At 70.6% G+C, this 15337-nt stretch carries 16 protein-coding genes and 2 tRNA genes; 9 read left to right on the top strand and 9 right to left on the bottom strand.

Annotated elements, in window-relative coordinates:
- Positions 1-88: 88 nt before the first annotated feature.
- Positions 89-820: a decarboxylase gene (locus ACIHIX_RS30740; RefSeq protein WP_399961795.1), complete on the bottom strand. Its 732-nt coding sequence runs from the start codon at positions 818-820 to the stop codon at positions 89-91.
- On the bottom strand, positions 817-1614 hold the full coding sequence (locus ACIHIX_RS30735) for a decarboxylase (RefSeq protein WP_399961793.1): 798 nt from the start codon (positions 1612-1614) through the stop codon (positions 817-819). The genes ACIHIX_RS30740 and ACIHIX_RS30735 overlap by 4 nt, the downstream gene beginning before the upstream one ends.
- 131 nt (positions 1615-1745) lie before the next feature.
- Here ACIHIX_RS30735 and ACIHIX_RS30730 point away from each other — a divergent pair, with 131 nt between their 5' ends.
- Both ACIHIX_RS30730 and ACIHIX_RS30725 read left to right on the top strand, forming a co-directional pair.
- Positions 1746-2723, top strand: a complete 978-nt coding sequence (locus tag ACIHIX_RS30730; protein WP_399961792.1) for a D-2-hydroxyacid dehydrogenase — start codon at positions 1746-1748, stop codon at positions 2721-2723.
- Between the two features lie 13 nt (positions 2724-2736).
- Entirely contained in the window at positions 2737-4122 is a 1386-nt protein-coding gene (locus tag ACIHIX_RS30725) for an amidase (RefSeq protein WP_399961790.1), read from the top strand.
- Here the strand turns inward: ACIHIX_RS30725 and ACIHIX_RS30720 are convergent.
- Complete coding sequence (locus ACIHIX_RS30720; RefSeq protein WP_399961788.1) at positions 4103-4597, bottom strand: DUF3830 family protein; 495 nt, start codon at positions 4595-4597, stop codon at positions 4103-4105. The genes ACIHIX_RS30725 and ACIHIX_RS30720 overlap by 20 nt on opposite strands.
- A 47-nt stretch (positions 4598-4644) precedes the next feature.
- On the opposite strand from ACIHIX_RS30720, the gene ehuB reads away from it, so the two are divergent.
- The 6 genes from ehuB to ACIHIX_RS30690 all read left to right on the top strand — a co-directional run bounded on the left by ehuB (position 4645) and on the right by ACIHIX_RS30690 (position 8817).
- A complete protein-coding gene (gene ehuB / locus ACIHIX_RS30715) occupies positions 4645-5556 on the top strand; it encodes an ectoine/hydroxyectoine ABC transporter substrate-binding protein EhuB (protein ID WP_399961786.1) in 912 nt (303 codons plus the stop codon).
- On the top strand, positions 5553-6254 hold the full coding sequence (gene ehuC / locus ACIHIX_RS30710; RefSeq protein WP_399961784.1) for an ectoine/hydroxyectoine ABC transporter permease subunit EhuC: 702 nt from the start codon (positions 5553-5555) through the stop codon (positions 6252-6254). Before ehuB ends, ehuC begins: the two co-directional genes overlap by 4 nt.
- A complete protein-coding gene (gene ehuD / locus ACIHIX_RS30705; RefSeq protein WP_399961782.1) occupies positions 6251-6901 on the top strand; it encodes an ectoine/hydroxyectoine ABC transporter permease subunit EhuD in 651 nt (216 codons plus the stop codon). Before ehuC ends, ehuD begins: the two co-directional genes overlap by 4 nt.
- Positions 6891-7676 (top strand): ectoine/hydroxyectoine ABC transporter ATP-binding protein EhuA, encoded by a 786-nt coding sequence (gene ehuA / locus ACIHIX_RS30700; protein WP_399961780.1) that lies wholly within the window; start codon positions 6891-6893, stop codon positions 7674-7676. Before ehuD ends, ehuA begins: the two co-directional genes overlap by 11 nt.
- A gap of 208 nt (positions 7677-7884) precedes the next feature.
- A complete protein-coding gene (locus tag ACIHIX_RS30695; protein ID WP_329338815.1) occupies positions 7885-8643 on the top strand; it encodes an IclR family transcriptional regulator C-terminal domain-containing protein in 759 nt (252 codons plus the stop codon).
- A 100-nt stretch (positions 8644-8743) separates the two neighbouring features.
- Positions 8744-8817: transfer RNA gene (locus ACIHIX_RS30690), tRNA-Lys, on the top strand.
- Positions 8818-8903: 86 nt separating this feature from the next.
- Here ACIHIX_RS30690 and ACIHIX_RS30685 read toward each other — a convergent pair.
- The 6 genes from ACIHIX_RS30685 to ACIHIX_RS30660 form a co-directional block, all read right to left on the bottom strand.
- The gene (locus tag ACIHIX_RS30685; RefSeq protein ID WP_399961778.1) at positions 8904-10601 is read right to left on the bottom strand and encodes an AMP-binding protein; all 1698 of its coding nucleotides are present in this window, start codon (positions 10599-10601) and stop codon (positions 8904-8906) included.
- Between the two features lie 43 nt (positions 10602-10644).
- The gene (locus tag ACIHIX_RS30680) at positions 10645-11160 is read right to left on the bottom strand and encodes a hypothetical protein (RefSeq protein WP_399961776.1); all 516 of its coding nucleotides are present in this window, start codon (positions 11158-11160) and stop codon (positions 10645-10647) included.
- Positions 11161-11256: 96 nt separating this feature from the next.
- Positions 11257-11688, bottom strand: a complete 432-nt coding sequence (locus ACIHIX_RS30675; RefSeq protein ID WP_399961774.1) for a DUF3592 domain-containing protein — start codon at positions 11686-11688, stop codon at positions 11257-11259.
- Positions 11689-11728: 40 nt separating this feature from the next.
- A complete protein-coding gene (locus ACIHIX_RS30670) occupies positions 11729-12334 on the bottom strand; it encodes a lytic polysaccharide monooxygenase (RefSeq protein ID WP_399961773.1) in 606 nt (201 codons plus the stop codon).
- 111 nt (positions 12335-12445) lie between these two features.
- A complete protein-coding gene (locus ACIHIX_RS30665; RefSeq protein ID WP_399961771.1) occupies positions 12446-13573 on the bottom strand; it encodes an SPFH domain-containing protein in 1128 nt (375 codons plus the stop codon).
- 60 nt (positions 13574-13633) lie between these two features.
- On the bottom strand, positions 13634-14938 hold the full coding sequence (locus tag ACIHIX_RS30660) for a peptidoglycan-binding protein (RefSeq protein ID WP_399961769.1): 1305 nt from the start codon (positions 14936-14938) through the stop codon (positions 13634-13636).
- Positions 14939-15124: 186 nt separating this feature from the next.
- On the opposite strand from ACIHIX_RS30660, the gene ACIHIX_RS30655 reads away from it, so the two are divergent.
- Positions 15125-15198 (top strand) — tRNA-Lys (locus ACIHIX_RS30655).
- The last annotated feature ends 139 nt before the right edge of the window (positions 15199-15337 follow it).

Raw genomic sequence — 15337 nt, 5'->3', positions numbered from 1 at the left:
ATGACGGCGCAGGCGGCAATTGTCGCGCTGTCACAGTCACCTCGGCGGCGGAATGCCCACATCCGTGCGTGAAGGGCGTTTCCGTCTGTCACACCTGCACAATCGGCTCCTTCGTGAACAGCGTCCCCAGCCGTGGCGCGTTCACCCGGCGGTCCGTGAGGCGCAGGCCCTCCCAGACGGTGACCTGGTTGGCGGTGAGGACCGGCTTGCCGAGTTCCTTCTCCAGGGCGGGGATGTGGGCGACCGTGTGCAGGGCGGTGTCGGGGAGGAGCAGGGCGTCCGCGTCCGGGGTGTCGGCCTGCCTCGCCAGGGCGAAGACCTCCGCCTCGCCCCAGGTGCCGACCTCGGCCGCCGTGATGATCCCGGCGCCCTTGACCCCGCTCACCTCCAGCCCGGCGGCCCGCAGGAAGTCCGCGAACAGGCCCGCCACGTCGTCCGGGTACGTCGCCCCGATCGCGACCCGGCCGGCCTTGATCTCCTGGGCCGCGTGCACGAAGGCGAAGGACGTCGAGGAGGCCGGCATGCCCGCGGCCCGGGCCAGGGCGCGGACCTGGCCGTGGGCGCCCTCCCAGCCGTGCACGAAACTGCCGCTGGTGCAGGCCCACACCACGGACTCGGCGCCCGCCATGCGCAGTTCCTCGACGCCGGCCGCGAGGCGTTCGGGCGAGCCCATCTCCAGCAGGGCGTCCTCGCGGTGGGCGTCCTCGCCGATGTCGGTGTGCACCACGTCGACCCGGATGTCACTGCCCAGGAGCTGCTCGATGCGTGGATAGTCGTCCTCGCCGGAGTGGCCCGGGTAGAGGAGTCCGAGTGCGGTCATGTCCAGCCTTCCTGCTGCTGTTCTTCGTCGGGCAGTACGGGACGCAGGGGGCTCTGGCGCGCCGCCGGATCGATCAGCGCCTGATAGGGCCCCAAGGCCCGGGTACCCAGTCGGCGCAGTGCCGCCCATATCGTCACCTGGTTGGCAGACAGCACCGGGAGGCGCAGTTCCGCCTCCAGTTGCGGGATGACGTCGTACGTCGGGAGGTTCGTGCAGCTGATGAACAGGGCGTCGGTGTCCCGCCGGGCCGCCTTGTGCGCCATGGCGACCACCTGGCGGTACGGCACCTTCCAGATGTGCCTGGTCAGGCCCATGAAGGCACGGCCGGTGACGGTGACGCCCGCCTCCGCGACGTACTCCTCCAGGGCGCGCGTGACCGACACGGTGTACGGCGTCACCAGCGCCACCCGGCGTACGCCCAGCTCGGTCAGGGCTTCCAGGAGCGCCCCGGACGTGGTGACGGACGGGACCGCGCCGGCCCGCGTCATCGCCTCGCACATCGCGCGCTCGCCCGCGACGCCGCCGACGAAGCTGCCGGAGGTGCAGGCGTAGGCGACGACCTCGGGGGCGACGGCGTGCAGGGTGCGCACCGCGTCGTGCAGCGTCTCGTGCTCGCTGACGAGACGGGCCAGGTCGAGGCTGACCTCGACGGGGACGTACGGGGTCCGGGTGAGGTGGAGCGAGATCTCGTCCGGGACCCAGCGCCACAGCTCGCGATCCAGTGCGAAGTCGAACGGGGCGACGACGCCGACACCGCGCTGGGGGCGCGGTCCGCCGAGAAAGGAGACGTCCATGGCAGCACCGGCCTCACAGTGAGAGACAGGGGGACAACGGACCGTGCGCGCGCCCGTGTTGACGAAGGTAGGTTCGGGTGCGAGCGTGGTCAATCCGCGCATGTCAGACGCCCGTGGAGGAACGGCTTCGGATGACTTCCCCCACCCCGACCTCCCCCACCCTGGCCTCCCCCACCCTCCTCGTCCTGGACGCCGATCCCCTCCCCCGCCTCGGCCGCCTCACCGGCCGCGTCCGGGTGGCGCACGCGGACGCGTCGACGCTGGCCGAGCGGCTGCCGTCGGCCGATGTGCTGCTGGTGTGGGACTTCACCTCGCACGCGGTACGGCACGCCTGGCCCGGCGAGGGTCCGCGGCCGCGCTGGGTGCACACGGCGAGCGCGGGCGTGGACCATCTGATGTGCCCCGAACTCGCCGCGTCCGACACGGTGGTGACCAACGCGCGCGGCATCTTCGACCGGCCCATCGCCGAGTACGTGGCCGCGCTCGTCCTCGCGATGGCGAAGGACCTGCCGCGCACGCTGGACCTCCAGCGGGAACGCACGTGGCGGCACCGGGAGTCCCGTCGGGTGTCCGGTACGCGTGCCGTGATCGTCGGCACCGGGCCCATCGGGCGGACGATCGCCCGCACGCTCAAGGCGCTGGAGGTGACCACCGCGCTCGTCGGCCGCACCCCGCGCACCGGCGTCCACGGCCCCGACGACCTGGACCGGTTGATCGCCCGCGCCGACTGGATCATCGCGGCGGCGCCGCTGACCGAGCAGACGTACGGCATGTTCGACGCCCGGCGGTTCGGGGTGATGCAGCCCTCGGCGCGGTTCATCAACATCGGGCGGGGCGGCCTGGTCGTCGAGGACGCGCTCGCCGAGGCACTGCGCAGGCGGTGGATCGCGGGCGCGGCCCTTGATGTCTTCGAGCACGAACCCCTGGGTCCCGAGAGCCCGTTGTGGCAGGTGCCCGATCTGATCGTGTCCCCGCACATGAGTGGCGACACGGTCGGCTGGCGGGACGAACTCGGTGCGCAGTTCCTGGAGTTGTACGAGCGGTGGGAGGCGGGCAAGCCACTGCTGAACGTGGTCGACAAGAAGCGCGGGTACGTACCCGGACACTGACCTGGGGGTGTGCATGAGGGACCTCACCGCACTCGGCGCCGTACAGCTCGTCGAGGGGTACCGCAAGGGCGAGTTCAGCCCCGTGGAGGCGACCCGGGCGGCGCTGGAGCGGGCCGAGGAGATCCAGCCGGAGGTCAACGCGTTCGTGCGGCTGACCGGCGAGGAGGCGCTCGCGCAGGCGCGGGAGTCGGCGGACCGCTGGCGGCGCGGTACGCCGGCCGGTCTGCTGGACGGGGTGCCGGTCACGGTGAAGGACATCCTGCTGATGCGCGGGTCCCCGACCCTGAAAGGGTCCAAGGTCCTGTCGGAGAAGGGCTGTTGGGACGAGGACGCGCCCTCCGTCGCCCGCCTGCGCGAGCACGGGGCCGTGTTCCTCGGCAAGACCACGACCCCGGAGTTCGGCTGGAAAGGCGTCACGGACTCCCCGCTGTCGGGGGTGACCCGCAATCCGCACGACCCCACCCGCACCGCGGGCGGCTCAAGCGGCGGCGCGGCGGCAGCCGTCGCCCTCGGTGCGGGACCCCTGGCGCTCGGCACGGACGGGGGCGGCAGCGTCCGGATCCCGGCCGCGTTCTGCGGGATCTTCGCACTGAAGCCGACGTACGGGCGGGTGCCGCTGTACCCGGCGAGCGCGTTCGGCACCCTCGCGCACGTCGGTCCGATGACCCGGAACGCGGCGGACGCGGCGCTGATGCTGGACGTCATCGGAGCGCCGGACGCCCGGGACTGGTCGGGAGCGGCGGCAAGTGCGGTCTCCTACCGGGGTGTTCTCCAGGACGGCGTACGCGGTCTGCGGATCGCCTACTCCCCCTCCCTCGGCGGACAGGTCCGGGTCCAGCCGGGGGTCGCGGCGGCGGTGCGGCGGGCGGTGGAGCGCCTGGCCGGGCTGGGGGCGTACGTCGAGGAGGCCGACCCCGACTTCACCGACCCGGTGGACGCCTTCCACACCCTGTGGTTCAGCGGCGCGGCCCGGGTCACCCAGCAGCTGGGGCCGCATCAGCGGGAGTTGCTCGATCCCGGACTGCGGGAGATCTGCTGGCTCGGGGCGCGCTACAGCGCGCTGGACTACCTCGCCGCCGTCGATGTCCGGATGGACCTCGGCCGCCGGATGGGCCGCTTCCACGAGTCGTACGACCTGCTGGTGACGCCCACTCTGCCGGTCACGGCGTTCGAGGCGGGCGCCGAGGTGCCGAAGGGCTCGGGGTACCGGCGGTGGACGGGGTGGACGCCGTTCACCTACCCCTTCAACCTGACGCAGCAGCCGGCCGCGTCCGTCCCGGTCGGGGTGGACGCGGACGGGCTGCCCGTGGGGCTCCAGCTCGTGGCCGCCCGGCACCGGGACGATCTGGTGCTGCGGGCGGCGCACGCTCTGGACGGGGTCACGCCCTCCGGAAGCTGAGCGTCTCCCCCGCCGCCCCCGACCGCCAGAGGTCGTTGCACGCCTCGGCCATCTCCGCGAGCCCCTCGACCACCTCTCCCCAGACGATGCCGGGCACCCAGCCCACGTCGCCGTTGAGGAGCAGGTTGTTGCGCTCGTAGAAGAGGGCCAGATCGACCACGGTCGTACCGGCGCGGACCTCGCGGTCGTAGCCGTAGGACTTGGTGCCCAGCTCGGTCCCGGCGAAGGAGAAGTAGCAGAGGTCGCCGGGGACGGGGGTGACGGTCGGGTTCTCCAGGGGTGGCTCGGTGGCGGCGAAGGGCGGGAAGAGGGCGTAGATCTCGTTGCGGGCGTACTTGGCGTGGTAGACGTCGCCGGCCAGGGGGAGGGCGTCCCAGACGGCCGCGCAGGTGACGGGCGCGCGGTCGTCCAGCAGCTTTGCGGTGCAGGTGACACCGCGCTTGACCAGCGAGACTTCTATGTGTCGGTCGGCCATGCAATCCATGGTGCATACATCGCATGGTCTCGGGTAGCCGCGCCGCCATGGCTCCACCGATTCGGAACGACAGAAACACATCACAGACCGGAACCACGCGCCGATCGCTGCTCGCGGGGGTGGCGGCGCTCGGTGCGCTGGGGGCCGCCGGCTGCTCGCGGGTGGCCACGGCCTCGACGACGGACGGCGGTGATCTGCTGGAACGGATGAAGGCGGCGGGGGTCGTACGGCTCGGTATCGCCGGTGAGATCCCGTTCGGCTACATCGACAGGAACGGCGAGCTGACCGGTGAGGCGCCCGAGCTGGCCAAGGCGGTCTTCAAACGGCTCGGGGTGGACCGGGTCCAGCCGGTGCCGACGGAGTTCGGCTCGCTCATACCCGGGCTGAACTCCCAGCAGTTCGACGTCGTCGCCGCCGGGATGTACGTCAACCCCGAGCGGTGCGAGCAGGTGATTTTCGCCGACCCGGACTACCAGATGCTCGACTCCTTCATCGTCCGCAAGGGCAACCCCAAGGGGCTGCACGACTACAAGGACGTCGTCGAGAAGAAGGCCAAGTTCGCCACCGGGACCGGCTATGCGGAGATCCAGTACGCCGTGGACGCGGGGTACGAGGAGAGCGACATCCTGATCGTCCCGGACCAGGTCGCCGGGCTGAACGCCGTCGAGGCGGGCCGGGCCGACGTGTTCGCCGGTACGGCGCTCACCACCCGTGAGGTGGTGAAGAAGTCCGCCAAGGCCGAGGCCACCAAGGCCTTCGCGCCCCTCGTGGACGGCAAGCCGCATGTGGACGGCGGCGCGTTCGCGTTCCGGCACACCGAGACCAGGCTGCGGGACGCCTTCAACGTGGAGCTGCGGAAGCTGAAGAAGAGCGGGGAGCTGTTCCGGATCCTCAAGCCCTTCGGATTCACCGAGGCCGAGATGACCGACCTCACGGCCAAGGAGCTCTGCGGCGGATGACCTCAGGACTCTGGGACCTCGTACTCAAGGGCGTGTGGGTCACCGTCCAACTCCTCTTCCTCAGCGCCCTGCTGGCGGGGGCCGTCTCCTTCGTGGTCGGCGTCGCCCGCACGCATCGGCTGTGGGTCGTGCGCTTCCTCGCCGGCTTCTACACCGAGGTGTTCCGCGGGACCTCCGCGCTGATCATGATCTTCTGGGTGTACTTCGTGCTGCCGCTCGCCTTCGGCTGGCAGCTGGTGCCGCTGTGGGCGGGCGCGCTGGCGCTGGGGCTGACGTACGGCGCGTACGGCTCGGAGATCGTGCGCGGCGCGCTGAACTCGGTGGACCCGGCACAGAAGGAGGGCGGGATCGCGCTCAGCTTCACGCCCTGGCAGCGGCTGCGGCTGATCCTGCTCCCGCAGGCGGTGCCGGAGATGATCCCGCCGTTCTCCAACCTGCTCATCGAGCTGCTGAAGGGCACCGCGCTGGTGTCGGTCATCGGCATGGGCGACCTGGCGTTCAGCGGGAACCTGGTGCGGCTCGCGCTCCAGGAGAGCGCGGAGATCTACACGTATCTGCTGGTCATCTACTTCGTGATCGCCTTCGCCCTGACCCGGGTGATGCGCGGTCTGGAGAAGAAGTTGAAGGCGGGGGTCGGCGGGAAGCCGGAGAAGAAGCCGGCCCTGGTGCGCGTACCCGAGGGAAGTGGTGTGTCGTGAAGTGGGACTGGGGAGCGGTCGGCGACTTCATGCCGCAGTTCTGGGACGGTCTGCTGGTCACCCTTCAGGCGCTGGCCCTCGGCTCGGTGATCTCCTTCGCGCTCGGGCTGGTGTGGGCGCTGCTGATGCGGGCGCCGACCCGCTGGGTGACCTGGCCGGTGGGCGCGGTCACCGAGTTCGTGCGCAACACCCCGCTGCTGGTGCAGCTGTTCTTCCTCTTCTATGTGCTGCCCGAATGGGGTCTGACGTTCTCGGCGCTGACCACCGGTGTCTTCGCGATCGGCCTGCACTACTCGACGTACACCATGCAGGTCTACCGGGCCGGCATCGAGGCGGTGCCGGTCGGCCAGTGGGAGGCCGCGACGGCGCTGAACCTGCCGGTGACCAGGACGTGGCGGGTGGTGATCCTGCCGCAGGCGATCCGCCGGGTCGTGCCGGCGCTCGGCAACTACGTGATCGCGATGCTCAAGGACACGCCGCTGCTGATGGCGATCACCGTCCTCGACATGCTCGGACAGGCGCGGCTCTTCTCCCAGGAGCACTTCCAGTTCACCGAGCCCCTGACCGTCATCGGCGTGGCCTTCATCCTCATCTCCTATCTGGCCTCCCTCCTCATGCGAGCCCTGGAGCGACGTCTTGTCCACTGACATTCAGCCCGAGAACAACCCCACCGACCATCGCGCTCCCGGTGAGCTGATCCGTCTGGAACAGGTCACCAAGCGGTTCGGGGACAACACCGTCCTGGACCACCTGGACTTCGCCGTCGAGGCCGGAAAGCACGTCACCCTCATCGGTCCCTCCGGGTCGGGCAAGACCACGATCCTGCGGCTGCTGATGACGCTGACCAAGCCCGACGAAGGGATCATCACCGTCGACGGGCAGCGGCTGTTCCCGGCGCCGGAGAAGCAGGTCCGTGAGGTCCGCAAGCAGATCGGGATGGTGTTCCAGCAGTTCAACCTGTTCCCGAACATGTCTGCGCTCCGGAACATCACCGAGGCGCCGGTCACCGTGCTCGGCATGTCCAAGGACGAGGCGGAGGCGCGCGCCCGCGAGCTGCTCGACCTGGTGGGTCTGGCGGACAAGTGCGACGCCCGTCCCTCCCAGCTCTCCGGCGGCCAGCAGCAGCGGGTGGCGATCGCGCGGGCGCTGGCCATGCGGCCGAAGGTGCTGCTGCTCGACGAGGTGACCTCCGCGCTGGACCCGGAGCTGGTGGCGGGCGTCCTCGACGTGCTCCGGGACATCGCCCGCACCACCGACATCACGATGCTCTGTGTGACCCACGAGATGAATTTCGCCCGGGACATCTCGGACCAGGTTCTGATGTTCGACTCGGGGCGGATCATCGAGGCCGGGTCGCCGGAGAAGATCTTCAGCGAGCCGGAGCAGGACCGTACGCGGGAATTCCTGAGCGCGGTGCTCTGAGTACAAGGGGTGAAGGCACCGATCCGCGAGGTAGGGGCGCTGGTTCATGACTTTGGCATATGCCAGCGGGTCAGCGCCCCTGCTGAGAGGGATGGAATCTCGTCAACAGGCCCTCGCTTCAAGCGTCTTGCCCGTTATCGTGGTAGGGATCGCTGTCCGGAATACGGCCCAACTGTAGAGCGACTTAGCGAGCGCAGGGGGAACCACCGTGGCGCTGAAGCACGAGCCGACCGCGCCGTACCACTCGGCCCAGGACGCCCTGCGCGTCCTGGAGACGGTGGCGCGGCACACCACCGGAATCACCGACGCCCAGCTCGCCAAGCACACCAGCATCGAACCGGAGCGGCTGACCACCCTCCTTCGCATGCTGCGCCGCGAGGGGTACGTCGAGCAGGTCGCCGACGGCGCGTACGTCACGGGCGACGCCCTGACCCGTCTCGGCTCCGCCCATGACCGTGACCAGGCGCTGCGCGAGACGCTCCAGCGCACGCTGGACCGGCTGCGCGACTCGGTCGGCGCGGCCGTGTATCTGAGCCGGTACGTCGACGGCGAGGTGAGGATCGCCCAGTACGCCGACGGGCCGTCGATGCCGGTGGTCAACGAGTGGGTGGACTTCCGCTACTCGGCGCACGCCACGGCGATCGGCAAGAGTCTGCTGGGCCAGCTCGACCACAACAGCCGGCGTGACCACCTCTCCCGCCACAAGATGGCCCGCCTCACCTCCAGGACCATCACCAGCGACAAACTCCTGCTGTCCCGCCTGGAGTCCCAGCCGCCCACCGTCCCCCACCTCGATCTCCAGGAGTACGCGGTGGGCACGGTCTGCGCGGCCGTCCCCATCACCGCGGGCTCCTCGGTGGGCTGCCTGGCCCTCTCGCTCCCGGTCGAGCACGCCCACCGGCTCCGTCAGGCGGCGGACGCCCTGAACCGCAACGCGGCCCCCGTCCTCCTCAGCCTGGCCATCTGACCCCCCTACCCACCGGTGGTCAAAAGCACCCCTCGGGACCGGGTAGTATTTTCTCTGTCGCCAGCCGCGGGAAACAAAACCCGAGGTCGGCGAGGGTCATGCGCCGCTAGCTCAGTTGGTTAGAGCAGCTGACTCTTAATCAGCGGGTCCGGGGTTCGAGTCCCTGGCGGCGCACCTCAGAAGGGCCTCTCGTGGGAGCGAGGGGCCCTTCGAGCTTTTCGGCCGGGGGTCTGGGGGTCGCCCCCCAGATGGATGCAGCATCAGCGGGTCCGGGGTTCGAGTCCCTGGCGGCGCACCTCAGAAGGGCCTCTCGTGGGAGCGAGGGGTCCTTCGAGTTTTTCCGTGTCGTTTCCGGTCAGGGGGCGGTACGTCGACTCGCCCGGTGGGCGCCACCAGACCCGGTCCGTGCAGTGGAGCCCCTCCCGCCTCAGCAGTGCTCGGTGGATCTTGTTCGTGGCTGTCACCGGCATCCGGTCCACGACTCGCACGAACCGGGGTGCCATCTTCGTGCCGAGGTCGGGCTGGGCCAGGAGGAACTCGGCGAAGGTGAGGGGGTCGAAGGTTCCGGCCAGCGCCGCCATCACCTGGTCCCCGGTCACCGGGTCCGGCACCGCGTACACGGCGACGGCGTCGGCCCCCTCGTACCGGGCGAGGATGTTCTCGATCATCGCGGCGGCCAGGTTCTCCCCGTCGACGCGGATGCGGTCGTCCGCGCGGCCGGCGAAGTAGAGGAAACCGTCGGCGTCCCGGCAGAACAGGTCGCCCGTCCAGTACCAGCCTCCCCCACTCCCGGCCTCGCTGGAGCCGGGGGACCCCCATCGGCGCCGCTCCCGCTCCGCCTCCGGGTTGCGCCAGTAGCCCTCGAAGGGGTTCGGGGCCCGGTTGACCAGCTCCCCTATCGCCTCGTCCCCGTTGAGCAGCCGCCCCGCCGCGTCGAACACGGCCGCCGGGCACTCGGCCCACGTCTCCGGATCGAGTACGACCAGACCGGGCCCCGCCCGCCCCACCGCCCCGGCCGGCGTCCCCGGCGACCACTGCACCGCCGCCCCGCCCTCCGAGGACCCGTACCCTTCCACCAGCCGCACCCCGAACCGCCGCTCGAAGGCCGCCGCGTCCACCGCCCCCGCCTCCGTGCCGAAGCCCGTCCGGAGCGGGTTGTCCCGGTCGTCCTCGCGCTCCTCGGTCGCGAGGACGTACTGGATGGCCCGGCCCACGTAGGTGAAGTACGTCGCCCCGTACCGGCGCACGTCCCCCAGGAACCCGGACGCCGAGAACCGCCGCCGCAGCGCGACCCCCGCCCCCGCCACGAGCGCGGGCGCCCAGTCGGCGATCACCGCGTTCCCGTGGAACATCGGCATGCAGACGTAGTGCACGTCGTCGGCGCGGACCCCGAACTGGTCGGCGAGCGAACGCCCCGCGGCGGCCAGCCGGCCCTGGGAGCAGATGGCCGCCTTCGGTGCGCCGGTCGAACCGGAGGTGAAGTAGAGGAGGAGGCGGTCGCCCGGAGTGGCCCGGGAGGGGTCGGGGCGGGCGTCCGCGTACGGGGCCAGCAGGGCTTCGTACTCCTCGGAGTCCGTCGACAGCCTGATCACGCCGGGGAGTTCGAGGTCCTTGAGGAGCGGTTCGTAGGCCCGCTCGGTGATCAGCAGGCGGCACTCGGTGTGCAGGACGTCCCGGGCCAGTTCGGGGCCGCGGCGGGTGGGGTTGACGCCCGCGACGGCGGTACGGGCCAGGGCCGCCGCGCTCAACCACAGGGGGTATTCGGGGGTGTTGTCGAGGAGGACGCCGATGTTCCCGGCGCCGGGCGGCACCAGGTCGGCCAGCAGCGCGGCACGCGCCGCGGCGCCGGCCGCCATGTCGTGGTGGGTGAGCGTCCGCTCCTCGCACCACAGCCCGGGCCGGTGGTCCCCCCACCGTTCGGCGACGAGCTCGGCGACCGTGCGCACCTTGGACTCCATGGCCGCGCACGGTAGTTGATGGACCGTCAGATGTGGAGAGGCGTCACGGAGTCATCGTCACGCCGTCCACGACGACGACGTTGGTCGTGTCGTCCACGTCGTCACCGAAGCCGAACTCGTCCGACATCTGGCTGAACGTGATCATGAAGACGACGCAGAAGCCCGCGACCACCCCGAGGAAGGCCAGCACACCGATCGTGGACGCCGCGAGCACGGTCCGGCGCGGGACCTTGGCCGTGGCGACGACGGTGGCACCCTCGGCGTAGTACACGGTGACGAAGTCGCCCTCCAGGATCGTCCCCGGGCCGTCCTCCTCCTCGAAGCGGACGGTACGGCCGTCGCGGGCGGTGAACTCGAAGACGTGGTGCAGCGTGCTGTGCACCGAGGTGTCGCCACCGCCGCCGTGGGTCGTGGTGTACATCCGCAGACAGCGGGCCTCGGCCGTCAGCCCGCTGTTCCAGGCCCGCCGGATCTGCACCGCGCGGCGCAGCACGCGGTACGCGGCGAACAGGACCAGGGCCAGGATGAGGCCGGGTACGAGGTAGAAGAAGACGTCCATGGTGTTCCCCCGAGTTCTGAGTGCTGGTCGCGTGGGGAACGTACCCGCCGGTAGGGGCGGAATTGCTCAAGCGATGCTCAGAGTTCGAGTCCCTGCTCAGATCTCGGGCAGGGTCGCCCAGACGTACAGGAGCACGAGGACGGCGGCCCCGATGAAGAGCAGTCCGAAGACCGTGCCGGCCATGTCCTTGCCCGGCTGGGGTTCGGACGCCGTGGCCTTCTCGGGGTCGGCGGGGGCGTAGTGGACGAGGACCTCCTCGCCGGCCTCCCGGTCCCGGGGGCCGCCGCTCTCCTTGAAGCGGACCGCGACGCCGTCGCCCGTGGTGTAGTCGTACTCGTGCCACTGCACGCGCCGGGCCACGTTGTTGACCATCTGGGTCGTGGCCCAGGCGCGCACCACCCTCGCCGTCGCGGTCAGCCCGCTCTCCCAGGCGGCCCGCCGCTCCCTGGTCCGGCGTACGAGCGCGTACCCGCCCCAGATCAGGAAGGCGATCAGCAAGGGCATCACTATGTTGAAGAAGGAGTCCACGGACAGCGGACCCTACCCGAGCGAAGATCGACGCGGTGGGTCAGAACGTGACGTCCGAGCAGGCGTAGAACGCGTTGCCCGTGTCGGCGACCGTCCACACCGCGAGGATCACGTGGTGGCCGCTCAGCCCGGACGGCAGGGTGCCGCTGTGGGAGAGGGTGGACGGCGGACGCTGACCGTTGTAGGGGACGGTCAGGAACGGGGTGAGGTTGAGGTCGGAGCGGGCCAGGTTGTGGTTCTGGTTCCAGCCCGCCTTGGTGACGTAGTACTTGAAGTCGGTGGTGGCGTGCATGGCGGTGAACTGCCAGCGGAACGTGTAGCTCTGACCGCCCGTCACCTTCGTGGTCGGCCAGGCGCCGCCGGACGGCTTGGTGGGCGAGCTGAGCTGGCTGAAGCGGCTGACGCCGCCGTTGCATATCGTGCCGTCGGCCGGTCCGGAGCCGGGGAAGCCCTTGGGGCCCTCGACGCTCTGCGGCTCCCACTGGATGTCGCCGCAGTTGGTCACGGTGCCGTTCTGACAGAGCTTCTGCCGGCTGATGGGCAGGTCGGTGTAGCCGTGGCCGCTGGCGCCGCCGGAGGAGAGCACGAGGGCTCCGGCCGTGCTCAGGCCGAGCACGGCGGCGTACCACTTGGTCTTTTTGCGCATGCTGCCGCTCCCTGGAGAACGTGGGGGAAGTTCAGTGAGGAGGTTCAGTGAGCTGTGCAGGTCTAGACCAAGTCCCAGATTATTGCGACCACTTGAGCATGTCCAGACCAATTACTGACCCGTCTCTCCGCGCCCCGCGCAGAACGCCACCGTCAGGTCCTTCACCAGCGCCTTGCGCTCGTAGTCGTCCAGCTCCACCAGGCCGCGCATGGTCAGCCGGGTCACCGTGTCCTCCACCGAGTCCACGACCGAGGTCAGCACGGTCGCCCGGTGCTGGGCATCCAGCGCGGCGATCCGGCGACGGTGCATCGCGGCGGCGACCTCCGGGGCGTACTCCACCCGTACCGGCTGCACGGAGAACACCTCCAGGCCGACCGGCGCCGCGTCCGCCGCGACCAGCCGGGTCAGCGCGTCGGTCGCCGAGTCCACCGACGTCCGTACCGAGCCCGGCGGCTCCACCGGCACCCGCACCAGGGCCGCCTCCACGCACTCGCGCAGATAGCCCTCGTGGTCCTCGACGCCCAGCGTGGCCCGCGCGGTGTCCCGCACCCGCCACACCACGAGGACGACCACCCGCAGCGCGACCCCGTTGCCGTCCGCGGCCGGCATCGGCTCACCGCGCCAGTGCCGCAGCCGTACGTCGACCCGGCGGCGCAGCAGCAGCGGGTTGACCCACATCAGGCCGGTGCGCCGGACCGTGCCCCGGTAGCGACCGAACAGCCCGAGCACCCAGGCCCGCCCGGTCCGCCCGCGCGCCAGCCCGCCGAACCCGAACATGCCGAGCGCACCCGCTGCCGCGTAGGCCGCCCACTGCGCCGGACCGAGTCCCGCGCCCGCGTACTCCGGCAGTCTGAGCGCCTCCACCGCGAGCGTCGGCAGCGCGCCCGCCCACCAGGAGGTCGCCACACAGCCCGCCACCCCGCAGGCGCCGGCGAGCACGCCCGCCGAGCCCGGCAGCACCCGTGCGGGCCGTTCGGCCAGCTCGGGGTCGACCTGCGGGGCGGAACGCGGCGCGGGCCGGCCCGGGCGCCGGAAGCGGGGCTGCTCGCCGGTGCCCTGGCGGCGTCCGACGACCGCGGGGCTGAGCGGAACGGCCCCGGTCTCGGGGTCGTCGCGGAACAGCAGATGAACGGGGATCTCGGTGGTCGCCTCGTTCTGGATCAGCCGGGTGGGCCGGGAGACCGCCGTGGTCTCGGTGGGCCCCTCGGGCTCTTCCGTGGATGGGGTGATGGTGCTCATGCGTGCCTCCAGCCTCCGCGCCAGAAACGTCATGACAGTGGATGGGTGTCGCGGGAATGGTTACTTGAACAGCCGCCGCCAGGTCTCCGGCCCCGGATAGCCGTCCGCCGCGCCGCCCCGCCAGCCCTGGGCGCGTTGGAAGGCCTCCACGGCCCTGCGGTCCGCCTCGCCCCAGCGGGGTCCCGGACCGGTCGTGTACGCCTTGCCGAATCCCTTCTTCACCAGCTGCTTGCCGAGCTGGGTGACGTACTTGTTGTGGGCGCCGGGCCGGAACATCGCCCGCCCGGGATAACCGGGAACGCCGTGGGACGAGGAGGCGGGCGCCGGTGGTCCGGCCGCGCCGGTCCGGATGTCGTTGCCCTTGCCCGTCACCAGCAGCGCCCAGGTCTGCGGCCCCGGCAGCCCGTCGGCGTCCCGGCCCGTCCAGCCCTGTGCCTGCTGGAAGGCCTGGGTGGCGCGCCGGTCGGTGTCCGTCCAGCGCGGCCCCGGGCCCGAGGAGTAGAAGCGCCCGGCACCCCGCTCGACGAGCAGGCGGCCGAGCTGGGTGACGTACTTGTTGTTGGCGCCGGGACCGAAGTAGGCGGCGCCGGGGAACGGGGTGGCGAGCGGTTCGGCCGGTTTGTCGCTGCCCGCCGTACCGGCCACGAGCCCCTTGTAGCGGTAGGCGGTGTAGCGGGCGGAGTTGCTCCAGTACGCGTACGGGGTGGCCTGCTTGCGGGCGCGCGGCGGGGTCTCCTCGTAGGCGATGTAGTAGGTGTGCGTGTAGTCGGTCCAGCCGCCGAAGATGACGACGTGCGAGCCCTTCTCGGGGTCGGCCGGATTGTGGAAGAGCAGGATGTCGCCGGGCTGGAGATCGTCCTTGGCGATCTGCACGCCGTACTGGTCGAGGCTGCCGGTCCACTCGTTGCCCGGCAGGCTCCAGGCCATGGAGACGAAGCCGGAGCAGTCCTGGCGGTAACCGTCGGTCCAGTACTCGTTCATGCTGTACGGCACCTGCGCGGCGACCCAGGTCTTGGCCCGCTTGATGATCGCGGCCCGGGTGGTGGCCGGGGCCTTGATCCCGGCGGGTTTGCCACCCGGGCCGTGCAGCGGGGCCTTGTCGCCCTGGGGGGTGTCGGGCTCGTCGGCCGCGGGGAGGTTCGGGCGGTCGGGGGCGTGGGCGGCGGCGAAGGCGGGGGCGGCCTGGGTCACGCCGATGGCCGCACCGGCCGTCGCGGCGAGGACGACGGCTCGGTGGGCCGCGGGGTGGCGGCCGGTGCGGGAATGGGGCAGTACGCGCCTCCAGTGAACGCATCCGGGGCAGTCGCAGTCGCTCGCGGGATCGAACTCCTCGAAAACTGGTTCCTTGGATCCCGGAGTCTCCATGCGATTCCCCTCACACTCCAGATGGAAATGTCCGCGACTGTGCACATTCGTCAGTTTCTCAACTGTCTTCCGGACGCGCATGTTGACGGTCCGAATGATGTACGTCCGCGACTCCGCCCCAGGTGGGAGCACCGGGCATGGTCAAAACCACCCTCCACCATCCGGTAGAGTTCTCTGGGTCAGCAGGCGCCGCTAGCTCAGTTGGTTAGAGCAGCTGACTCTTAATCAGCGGGTCCGGGGTTCGAGTCCCTGGCGGCGCACAGACGAACAGGAAGCCCCTCGTGCAAACGGGGGGCTTCCTGCTTGTGCAGGTTTCCACAACAGCTCCACACTCTTCCCACCGGTGCCACAATGAACGCGTATGACCGGTAAACACCGCGTTTCGCATCTTGCGATCAT

The sequence above is a fragment of the Streptomyces sp. NPDC051913 genome, from assembly GCF_044593635.1.
Classification (GTDB): domain Bacteria; phylum Actinomycetota; class Actinomycetes; order Streptomycetales; family Streptomycetaceae; genus Streptomyces.
The sequence above is the reverse complement of the archived record's forward strand: the minus strand, read 5'-3'. Positions and strand labels throughout refer to the sequence as shown.

Coding starts and splice junctions, on each gene's coding strand:
- ACIHIX_RS30740 (WP_399961795.1), bottom strand. CDS start 820: ATGACCGCACTCGGACTCCTCTACCCGGGCCACTCCGGCGAGGACGAC.
- ACIHIX_RS30735 (WP_399961793.1), bottom strand. CDS start 1,614: ATGGACGTCTCCTTTCTCGGCGGACCGCGCCCCCAGCGCGGTGTCGGC.
- ACIHIX_RS30730 (WP_399961792.1), top strand. CDS start 1,746: ATGACTTCCCCCACCCCGACCTCCCCCACCCTGGCCTCCCCCACCCTC.
- ACIHIX_RS30725 (WP_399961790.1), top strand. CDS start 2,737: ATGAGGGACCTCACCGCACTCGGCGCCGTACAGCTCGTCGAGGGGTAC.
- ACIHIX_RS30720 (WP_399961788.1), bottom strand. CDS start 4,597: ATGGCCGACCGACACATAGAAGTCTCGCTGGTCAAGCGCGGTGTCACC.
- ehuB (WP_399961786.1), top strand. CDS start 4,645: ATGGCTCCACCGATTCGGAACGACAGAAACACATCACAGACCGGAACC.
- ehuC (WP_399961784.1), top strand. CDS start 5,553: ATGACCTCAGGACTCTGGGACCTCGTACTCAAGGGCGTGTGGGTCACC.
- ACIHIX_RS30685 (WP_399961778.1), bottom strand. CDS start 10,601: ATGGAGTCCAAGGTGCGCACGGTCGCCGAGCTCGTCGCCGAACGGTGG.
- ACIHIX_RS30680 (WP_399961776.1), bottom strand. CDS start 11,160: ATGGACGTCTTCTTCTACCTCGTACCCGGCCTCATCCTGGCCCTGGTC.
- ACIHIX_RS30670 (WP_399961773.1), bottom strand. CDS start 12,334: ATGCGCAAAAAGACCAAGTGGTACGCCGCCGTGCTCGGCCTGAGCACG.
- ACIHIX_RS30665 (WP_399961771.1), bottom strand. CDS start 13,573: ATGAGCACCATCACCCCATCCACGGAAGAGCCCGAGGGGCCCACCGAG.
- ACIHIX_RS30660 (WP_399961769.1), bottom strand. CDS start 14,938: ATGGAGACTCCGGGATCCAAGGAACCAGTTTTCGAGGAGTTCGATCCC.